Origin of the sequence: Lysinibacillus sp. fls2-241-R2A-57, from assembly GCF_030209535.1 — a bacterium.
Classification (GTDB): domain Bacteria; phylum Bacillota; class Bacilli; order Bacillales_A; family Planococcaceae; genus Lysinibacillus.
The window spans coordinates 22,437-32,268 of record NZ_JARVRU010000006.1 but is presented as its reverse complement, the minus strand read 5'-3'; the positions used below and the strand labels follow the sequence as shown (position 1 = coordinate 32,268).

The window sequence follows — 9,832 nt, the reverse complement described above, 5'->3', positions numbered from 1 at the left end:
TATCTGTGCGAAAGCGTAGCGACAGCAACAACAAATGTTTTCTGTAGCGAAAGCAGAGCGTCAGCTACAAAGCGCTCAGTCCGAACGGAAATCAACCTCGCGTTATGGTGAAGCCCCTTAAAATTCAAGTACAAATTATCCAGAAACTAGCCAATAAAATTATTTCAAATAAACTAATTACTTATGTATAATTAGTTTTTCTTTAATAATGCACAAAAGTATGACATAATTTTCACAGATTAGCGGGAAAAATAACCTTATTCCTAATAAATGAATAGGGTTTAAATTTTGGTGTCTAAACCAAGGTGAATGAAAACTAGAGGTGAAAGAATGGAAAGATTACAAAAGGTCATTGCGTATGCAGGAGTTGCGTCAAGACGTAAGGCGGAGCAATTGATTTTAGAAGGTAAAGTAAAGGTAAATGGAGTCGTAGTACGTGAGCTTGGTACAAAGGTTTCAAACTCAGATACGATAGAAGTGGAAGGCGTTAAGCTTGAGAAAGAAGATAAGGTTTATTATTTACTATATAAACCACGTGGAACGATATCGGCTGTAACAGACGACAAAGGACGCAAAACTGTCACAGATTTGTTTAAGCATATTCCACAACGTATTTTCCCAGTGGGCCGCCTTGATTATGATACATCAGGATTATTGTTATTGACAAATGATGGCGAATTTTCGTATATGCTGACACATCCGAAGTTTAAAATCGATAAAACTTACATTGCTCGTGTCAAAGGTATTCCAACGATCGAAGGTTTAAAAAAGCTTCAACGCGGGATTAAACTAGAAGATGGAAAAACTGCGCCAGCAAAAGTTAGTATGACTTCTTTTGATGAAAAAGCAGGCAAGGCAATCTGTGAAATTACTATTCATGAAGGGCGAAATCGTCAAGTGCGTCGCATGTTTGAGGCGATCGGTACTCCAGTTGTTAAACTGAAACGTGAGCGCTTTGCCTTTTTAGATTTATTTGGACTATCACCGGGGGAATATCGTGAATTGTCAAAGCATGAAGTGAAACAATTGCGAGTGTTAGCAGAGACAGGAAAAATCGGATAAACGGTCATTTTATCAAGAAAGTGAAAAATTACTATGTGAATGGTGATGTTTTCACTTTCTTTATGATGAAATCGTTCATAAATCATTCATAATTATTAGCTAAGCGTTTTTGTTTTAATTTGCTATAATAGGTGAGAATAGTACATCAAGATTAACCAGTTGAAATCGTTTCCATAATTTTGGTGTCTGGCGTATAAGCGAAAGACGAATTTGGCAAACATAAATGTTGTAAATTAGACGGTAAAATCTATACATATGAATGTTTGTATAAAAAGCTTAGCGTCAATAGAAGTTACTCTAAGCCGTAATTGATAGGGGGTTTATTAACTTGGAGAAAAAGAAAAAACGTCTCGTAATACGTACCATTATTTTAGCAGTTTTAGTATTAGCGATTGGTTACACGGTATACGGAACAGCGACAAAGGATAAAGTAGAGTTAATAGCAGTAGGCTCTAAAGCACCGGACTTCACGTTAGTAGATTTAAACGGTGAGAAACATAAGCTGTCTGATTATAAAGGGCAGGGAGTATTATTGAACTTCTGGGGAACTTTTTGTAAGCCTTGTGAGAATGAAATGCCTGCAATAGACCGTCAGTATAAAATCTATAAAGATCAGGGTGTACAAACATTGGCTGTCAATATTGCCCAAACAGATTTTGAAGTACAAAATTTTGTTGATAGACACGAGTTAACGTTTCCAGTAGTTATTGACAAAACGAAAAGCGTTACGACTACCTACAATGTAGGTAATTTACCAGCAACTGTCCTTATTGATCCGGATGGTAAAGTAGTCAAAATTACTACTGGTGAAATGACGGAGAAACAAATTGCTTCGTACATGGAATTAGTGAAGCCAAAATAAGGAGAAAATGACTATGGAAAACATCATTTGTGCTTGTGGTCATAGTAACCCATATGGCACGAAGCTTTGTGAGAAATGTGGTCGTCCTTTAACTGAGGAAGGTAAAGAAACAAAAGTTGTAGATATGCGCTACGACGGAACGGCTATTCGTTCAAAAACGTATAATAAAACAGTCATCGATAAAATTTGGAATTTTTTCTCGAGTGTCAAAGTGGGAATTGCCCTCATTATTATAACGTTAGTCGCTGCGTCAATTGGAACAATTCTACCTCAAGAAATTTATGTAAATGCTCCAGAAGCTAACAAAGCAGAGTATTATGAGAAAGTGTATGGTTGGTTTGGTAAAGTCTACAATAGTTTAGGACTTTCAGATTTGTACAGTACTGCATGGTTCCAGGTTTTGGTAGGTATGCTTGGGATCTCTATTATTGTTGCGAGTTTAGACCGTGGTATACCATTGCATAAATCTCTGAAAAATCAACGCGTTAAACGTCATGAAAGTTTCATGAAACGTCAACGGATCGTTGCAGAAGGACAAGTGCAAAACCCTGACGCAACATTAGATAAAGTTGAGCAAAAAATGACTCAATTAAAATATAATGTTCGTCGTGATGGAAGTGCACTTTTAGCAGAACGTGGCCGTTTTGCTCGATATGGCCCATACATAAATCATGTCGGTCTAATTATCTTTTTAGCAGGTGTTATGTTGCGTTTAGTACCTGGCTTTTATGTGGATGAGACGATGTGGATCCGTGAAGGTGAGACACGAGCTATACCAGGTATGGACGGCTATTTTATTAAAAATAACGAATTTATTTTGGAAACTCATGACAATAAGCCACAGGGCGAGCAAGTGGCCCAAGGTGTTAATGTTGTGGCGAAAAACTTTCAAACAGACGTTACATTATACAAACAACCTGAAGGTGCTATCCCTGGAGATTTAGAAAACCTTGAAAAAGTGAGAGATTACTCGATTCGTGTAAATCATCCATTAAAAGAAGATGGTTTTGCGTTATATCAAATGAATTATCGCCAGAACGAATTGAAGCAGATGAATTTTAATTTGGTGAATAAAGGAAATGAAGAAGAATCACTTGGTCAAGTTGAAATTGATTTAACGAATCCTAAAAAAGAATATGATTTAGGAAATGGTTCTTCAGTAGAAATTCTTGTTTATACACCAGATTTTGCTGGTTTTGAAAATGGAGAACCACAGACGAAAACATCAACACCAAATAATCCAGCATTTTTATTTAGAATGAAAACACCAGAAACGCCAAAAGGTGAAGTAAGTTTTGTAGAAATCATGAAGCCACCGCTTGAACCACTAGGTGAAAACAAATATAGAATGAAATTTGCTGGTGCAGAAACACGTGATTTGGCAAACTTTACAGTTCGTAAAGATAGTACGGTACCGATTTTATTTTTAGGTGGTATTATTTTCATGATCGGTGTAGTAATCGGTTCTTATTGGAACCACCGACGATTATGGATACAAGTGGAGCCAGATGGTCGAGTGTTGATGGCTGCCCATGTAAATAAAAATATGTTTAGTATGAAAAAGGATTTAGATGCCGTTACTTCATTTGCTGAATTACCACAATATGAAGATCAATTAGAACAGCCTGAAGACGCCGATAAGTCCAAAAAGCGCGGCAATAAGAAAAAGGAAGGTGACAGCACCTTATGAGTTTGATTGATATAAGCGGAAACCTGTTATTTGCAGCATTTATAGCTTATTTAGTAGCAACATTATTATTTGGTGGTTCGATAAAGCAATCGAATGCTACAGGCAAAAATACTGATAAATGGGGCAAGCTTGCAATTATTGTTACAATTATTGGTTTCCTAGCGCAGCTTGGTTATTTTATTACTCGTTGGATTTATACAGGGCATGCACCCGTTAGTAATATGTTCGAATTTACCACTGCGTTCGGGATGTTCATCGTAGCGGCTTTCATCCTAATTTATTTTATTTATCGACTGACAGCACTTGGTTTGATAGCGTTACCAGTTGCGTTACTGATTATCGCTTACGCAGCAATGTTCCCAACTGAAGTAACTCCATTAGTTCCATCATTACAAAGTTACTGGCTAACGATTCATGTTATTACAGCTGCTTTAGGTCAATCGATTTTAGCGATTAGTGCTGTAGCAGGACTGATTTATTTATTAAAAGTAGTTGATTTGAAAAAGCCTTCTAAACAACGTTTTTGGTTAGAAGCAGTAATGTTTTTCCTAGTGGTAGTAATTGGTTTCGTAGTCGCTACTTTAACTTTTAGTGCAATGGACTACGAATCAAAATATACTTATGTTGATAAAGAAGGTATGGAACGTGAAATTACCTACAACATGCCGCCACTATTTGGGATGAATGAATATAAGGCAGTAGAAGAGCATGGTATGTCTCCATTAGTAGAAATGCCAGGGCTCATTAATGCAAAGAAATTAACAACTGTTGCCTGGTCATTATTAGTAGGTGCAATCCTATACTTGTTAATTCGTTTAATTACTCGACGTCGAATTAGTGAGATTTTCCAACCATTTGTCAAACGAGTAAATCTACAATTAGTAGATGAAATTGGTTACCGTTCAGTGATCATTGGTTTCCCAGTATTTACGTTAGGGGCCTTAATCTTTGCAATGATTTGGGCACAACTTGCGTGGAGTCGTTTCTGGGGATGGGATCCTAAAGAAGTGTGGGCACTTATTACGTGGTTATTCTACGCAGCGTTCCTACATTTACGTTTATCAAAAGGCTGGGAAGGTGAAAAATCTGCCTGGTTAGCATTAATTGGTTTCGGAATTATTCTGTTTAACTTAATTGCTGTTAACTTGATTATTGCAGGTTTACACTCATACGCTGCAAGCTAAACTGAGATGAATCCGTTTCAAAAAAACTGATTAATTTGAGCACATATGAGATTTTTTACGTCGCTAGTAATTAGAAAGAAAGCCTTCTTGCTGTGGCAAGAAGGCTTTCTTTTCTTTTCAATATGTGCTGTACCATGTACAATAGAGGGTAGAGAAAGATTAGAAGAGAGGGATCGTGAAAGTGTCAGAAAATATTTCAGTATTAGTAGTAGATGACGAGGATCGTATTCGACGCTTATTAAAAATGTATTTAGAGCGAGAAGGATACCTTGTTGACGAAGCAGAAAATGGTGAACAAGCGATCGAAAAATCTTTAGAAAAAGAGTATCACTGTATTTTATTAGATATTATGATGCCTGAAAAAGACGGGCTTGAAGTATGTGCGGAAATTCGTGAACGAGCAGCAACACCAATTATTTTATTAACTGCAAAAGGCGAGGAAGCGAATCGTGTACAAGGCTTCGAGCTTGGAGCGGATGATTATATTGTAAAACCATTTAGTCCTCGTGAGGTTGTCTTACGTGTGAAAGCCATATTACGTCGTTCACAAGCATTCTCACCTTCGACAAATGCATCTTCATCAAAAGATTTAGTTGTGTTCCAACATTTAATGATTGATCATGATGCGCATCGTGTAACAGCAGAAGGTATCGAGGTAAATTTAACGCCTAAAGAGTATGAATTACTTTATTTCCTAGCAAAATCGCCAGACAAAGTATTTGACCGTGAACAATTACTAAAAGAAGTTTGGCATTATGATTTCTTCGGAGATTTACGTACAGTTGACACACATGTAAAACGTTTACGCGAAAAGCTCAACCGTGTATCTGAAAACGCTGCAAAGATGATTGTTACTGTATGGGGCGTTGGCTACAAATTTGAGGTTGTTAATGAATAGAATATGGAATAGTGTTGTCGGGAAGCTATGGGTAACCATATTGCTTCTCGTTTCATTTGTATTATTTGTTTTCACGGTTCTAATGCTCGAGTTTCTTCAAAATTACCATATGCAGCAAGTAGAGGGCTCCTTGCGTCAAACAGCAGCAACCGTTGCAAGTATAGTAGATGATAATGAAACAGCAGAGTCGACTTCGGAATTATTAAAAGATATTTTACCAGAAAGTACGAATGCCCTTATTGCAATCAACCATGACAAAGTATCGTTTTCGTTGCAGGAAGGTGTAAATAAAAAAGAAATACAAGATACGATATTAGCTAATAAATCTTTCCACGAAATTTTTCAATCCGATGAACCAATCATTAAAGAAATGATGATGCCGTCTTCCACAGACAAAGATACTATGGAATCATATGTCGTACTTGGTTTCCCATTAAATGTAGAAAATGCAGTGCACGGAGCGGTCTTTATTTATCAAAGTCCAGATGCACTACATAAAACATCGAAAGAAACGACGAAAATTGTCATTTTATCTGCTGTCATTGCCTTTGTTCTTACGACATTTTTCGCCTTTTTCCTATCATCACGAATTACGTCACCATTGCGTAAAATGCGTGAATTGGCGTTTGAAATTGCTAAAGGGAATTTTGAAGCGAAAATGCCAACAACACAAAATGATGAAATAGGCCAGCTTGCTGTTGCCTTTAATCAAATGGGACGACAATTGAAACACAATCTAGAAGTGATCAACCAAGAAAATGAACAGTTATCAAATATTTTAACATCGATGACAGATGCGGTCATTACGTTTAATCGTGATCGTACAATATTATTAAGCAACCCACCAGCAGAGCGTTTAATGCAAGAATGGTTTGTCAATAAAGGCTCGCAAAGTGCTAAACCAATCCCGCCAGAGCTATATCATATGCTGGATCATGTACTGATGTTTGAGGATAAGCTTGAAGAAGAAATTGAGATGGATGGAAGTTACTATACGTTTACGATTAGCCCTCTTTATAGTGGGGAATCGATACGTGGAGCTGTTGCAGTTATTCGTGATATGACAGAGCAACATCGCTTAGAAAAACTGCGTTCAGATTTTATTGCCAATGTGTCTCATGAGTTACGGACGCCGATTTCGATGCTTCAGGGCTATTCAGAGGCCTTAATGGATGATGATTTTATTCAGGATCAAGAAGAACGAAATGAGATTACAAAAATTATTTATGATGAATCAAAACGTATGGGACGCCTCGTAACAGATTTGTTAGATCTTGCGCGTATGGAATCTGGCCATATGACTCTTTACAAGGATGAGCTCCCAATTAATTCAACATTTGAACGAATTACTCAAAAATTTGCACAGGTTGCCAAAGAGAAGCATATACGTCTAATGTTTAACAGTGAATTTAATAACGAAGCTACGATTAGCATGGATGAGGATCGGATTGAACAAGTGTTAACGAATTTAATTGATAATGCTCTCCGTCATACTACTGAGGGGTCGGTAACAGTTAAGGTTGAGCAGGAGCCAACCTTTGCCAAAATATCTGTTCAGGATACAGGGCATGGTATCCCGCAAGAGGACTTGCCATATGTCTTTGAACGTTTCTATAAAGCAGATAAGGCACGTACGCGTTCCAAAGGTGGAACTGGCCTAGGTTTAGCTATTGCTAGAAATATTGTTAAGGCACATTCAGGCACTATTATGGTAGATAGTGAGCTGAAAGTGGGAACTACCTTCACGTTTTATTTACCATTCGATTAAAGCATCACTACTAACTTATTTCAGTCGGTGTCCAAACCCCACTGAAATAGGGGAACTCAGTCTAAGAACGCTACGCCCTGAGGCAATTTATCTGTGCGAAAGCGAAGCGACAGCCACACACGACTGAGTGACCAACATCATGTTGCTGTCGCTACGTTAGCACTGCGTTTTCGCACAAAAAAACATCTGTTGGCCTAAAGTCTCCGGCGATGTCATGGAATCGGAAAGGAGTTTCACATAGGATGTTAGCCTAAAAATCATCGCATCCATGCTATAACGGCTAACTGACCTGCCTCGTGCAGGCCTAAGTACAAAGTCGATTCCGGATGCAATTATGCCGAGGCGAAATTGATAAAGTGGTATTAATTGGATGTAACTTCTGTGAACATTTAGACGACAAATATAATAGAACGGGGGTGGAGTGCTTTGAATGACTCCGTGTTCCATCGACTATACGATGCATACCATCAAGACGTGTTCCAGTTTCTTATTTATTTAGTAAAAAACCGTACACTTGCTGAGGATTTAGCGCACGAAGTATATGTTCGCGTATTACGCTCGTATGATCAATTTGCCGGAAATAGCAGTGAAAAGACATGGCTTTTTGCAATTGCTAAAAATGTCGCGATTGATCATTTTAGAAAGCAGGCTGTACGCCAAAAACATTCACTCGATTTTTTTGATTGGGAAACGGAACAGCTACATTCAACCACACCATCACCCGAAGATATGCTGCAAGCTAGTGATGAATTTATGCAGGTACAATCCGCACTTGAAAACTGTACAGGTGACCAAAAAATGGTCATTATTATGCGCTACTTTCAAGATTTATCGATTGCAGAAACAGCGCAAATACTTGATTGGACAGAAGCGAAGGTAAAAACCACTCAGCATCGTGCCATAAAATTTTTAAGGCAACAGCTACAACAGGTTAGAGAACAGGAGGCGAAATGGCAATGACACATAGTCAATTTGATGATGACCAACTTGAACATGTATTAAATAATGCCCCTAAGCTTTCTGACCGCCGTTCGAAAGAAGAAGTTTTAAATCGATTATTGGCAGATCCTCGCTTACAGGAAAATATCCATCTTCCAAAAGCTATACAACAACAACCGAGAGATGCTGAAATAATAACCAATGAGCAACAACACCGTATCGATACGCAACAAGAAAGTGCCGAGACCGAGATAGCAAAAAAGAAAGTACGTAAATGGCCAATCTTGCTGAGTGTTGCAGCTGTTTTCGCTCTAACATTACTTGTAGGCTCTATGTCTATGGATAATAAAGATGCAAAAATGGATCAAGCTTATGCTCCTGATACTTTTCAATTTTCTGCAATCCAGGATAATCGTGCTATAAAAAGCTTTGAAGACTATGACAATTTTATAGAATCTGAAATTGTAGCAAAATATTCACGTATCATGTCTCTACGGTCATCTGTTTATCAGGAAGATTTAACAAATGCAGTGGTGTTTCACATTGGTTTGGCAAATCGTGATAAGGAAAATGCACCAATGACTTATACCACTCCGAACGAACGAGTTGCTACTGATTTTAGGGAAAAGAAGCCTGCAACATCACAAATGTATGAAGAGTATGCACAAAAAATTGATGAGGGATCAAAGGGCTTTACTAATCATCAGCCATACAAAGGAGAATTGAGGGAGAAGGACGATAAACTTGTTCATGTATTGCCGAAAGAAGATGGCTATGATGTTGCTTCTGCGGATAATAGCGAACACGCTGAAACAGTACAAGATACATTCTCAGACTCAGAATATAAAGACATAGATATTGAAAAATCAGAGGGTACAGCTAATGAGTCTCCTCAAGAAGAAGGAGAGCAAAATAAGTCTATTGCAGTAACAAAATCAACTCATTTATCACCTGATTCTAACAAAACTTATTCCAATGTAACAGAAGCTCTTAACGATATGGGAAATAAAAAGAATGATGGATACGTTCCGGTAGTTCCTGAAAATGTGACATACACTGTAGAAGAAATAGCTGAAGGTGTTGTCGTTACATTTAATGAGCCGCTTGATTTAACAACAATGGATGCGGTTCGTGCAACTCAATTAATTGAAGCAATGATGCTCACTGCTGCAAGCTTTGATAAACAAGTACGTCTAGACAATGTTGTACAGGAGAGCTGGGATGGATTTGATTTAAAAAATTTCTTACCAAAGCCTGTAGGAGCCAATAAATAATATATGCCATAAATAGCATAACGTTGGCCGGATCACCAAAAGTTGTGGAATATATTTATTAAAAACATATGTCTTGTAAACTTCAACAAATAGATGAACGAAATTTAATAAGTAATTTTTAGGAGCATTCTCGTAGCTATATGTGCGAGAATGCT

Annotated in this window: 8 protein-coding genes; all 8 read left to right on the top strand. The window is 37.7% G+C overall.

Annotated features, from left to right (window positions below; translation table 11 throughout):
* The first annotated feature begins 330 nt into the window (after positions 1 to 330).
* Positions 331 to 1,062 (top strand): pseudouridine synthase, encoded by a 732-nt coding sequence (locus QRN68_RS01745; protein WP_285394898.1) that lies wholly within the window; start codon positions 331 to 333, stop codon positions 1,060 to 1,062.
* A 328-nt stretch (positions 1,063 to 1,390) separates the two neighbouring features.
* A complete protein-coding gene (resA, locus tag QRN68_RS01740) occupies positions 1,391 to 1,924 on the top strand; it encodes a thiol-disulfide oxidoreductase ResA (RefSeq protein WP_285394897.1) in 534 nt (177 codons plus the stop codon).
* A 13-nt stretch (positions 1,925 to 1,937) separates the two neighbouring features.
* On the top strand, positions 1,938 to 3,614 hold the full coding sequence (resB, locus tag QRN68_RS01735) for a cytochrome c biogenesis protein ResB (protein WP_285394896.1): 1,677 nt from the start codon (positions 1,938 to 1,940) through the stop codon (positions 3,612 to 3,614).
* Positions 3,611 to 4,798, top strand: a complete 1,188-nt coding sequence (ccsB, locus tag QRN68_RS01730) for a c-type cytochrome biogenesis protein CcsB (protein WP_285394894.1) — start codon at positions 3,611 to 3,613, stop codon at positions 4,796 to 4,798. The genes resB and ccsB overlap by 4 nt, the downstream gene beginning before the upstream one ends.
* 181 nt (positions 4,799 to 4,979) lie before the next feature.
* Entirely contained in the window at positions 4,980 to 5,696 is a 717-nt protein-coding gene (locus QRN68_RS01725; protein WP_049668637.1) for a response regulator transcription factor, read from the top strand.
* Complete coding sequence (locus tag QRN68_RS01720) at positions 5,689 to 7,464, top strand: ATP-binding protein (RefSeq protein ID WP_285394892.1); 1,776 nt, start codon at positions 5,689 to 5,691, stop codon at positions 7,462 to 7,464. The genes QRN68_RS01725 and QRN68_RS01720 overlap by 8 nt, the downstream gene beginning before the upstream one ends.
* A gap of 426 nt (positions 7,465 to 7,890) precedes the next feature.
* On the top strand, positions 7,891 to 8,424 hold the full coding sequence (gene sigX, locus QRN68_RS01715) for an RNA polymerase sigma factor SigX (RefSeq protein WP_481817421.1): 534 nt from the start codon (positions 7,891 to 7,893) through the stop codon (positions 8,422 to 8,424).
* Positions 8,421 to 9,677: an RNA polymerase subunit sigma gene (locus QRN68_RS01710; protein ID WP_285394891.1), complete on the top strand. Its 1,257-nt coding sequence runs from the start codon at positions 8,421 to 8,423 to the stop codon at positions 9,675 to 9,677. The genes sigX and QRN68_RS01710 overlap by 4 nt, the downstream gene beginning before the upstream one ends.
* Positions 9,678 to 9,832: the final 155 nt, after the last annotated feature.

Bases quoted from the DNA above. Each gene is read 5' to 3' on its own strand.
- QRN68_RS01745 (WP_285394898.1), top strand. From the start codon at position 331: ATGGAAAGATTACAAAAGGTCATTGCGTATGCAGGAGTTGCGTCAAGA.
- resB (WP_285394896.1), top strand. From the start codon at position 1,938: ATGGAAAACATCATTTGTGCTTGTGGTCATAGTAACCCATATGGCACG.
- ccsB (WP_285394894.1), top strand. From the start codon at position 3,611: ATGAGTTTGATTGATATAAGCGGAAACCTGTTATTTGCAGCATTTATA.
- QRN68_RS01720 (WP_285394892.1), top strand. From the start codon at position 5,689: ATGAATAGAATATGGAATAGTGTTGTCGGGAAGCTATGGGTAACCATA.
- QRN68_RS01710 (WP_285394891.1), top strand. From the start codon at position 8,421: ATGACACATAGTCAATTTGATGATGACCAACTTGAACATGTATTAAAT.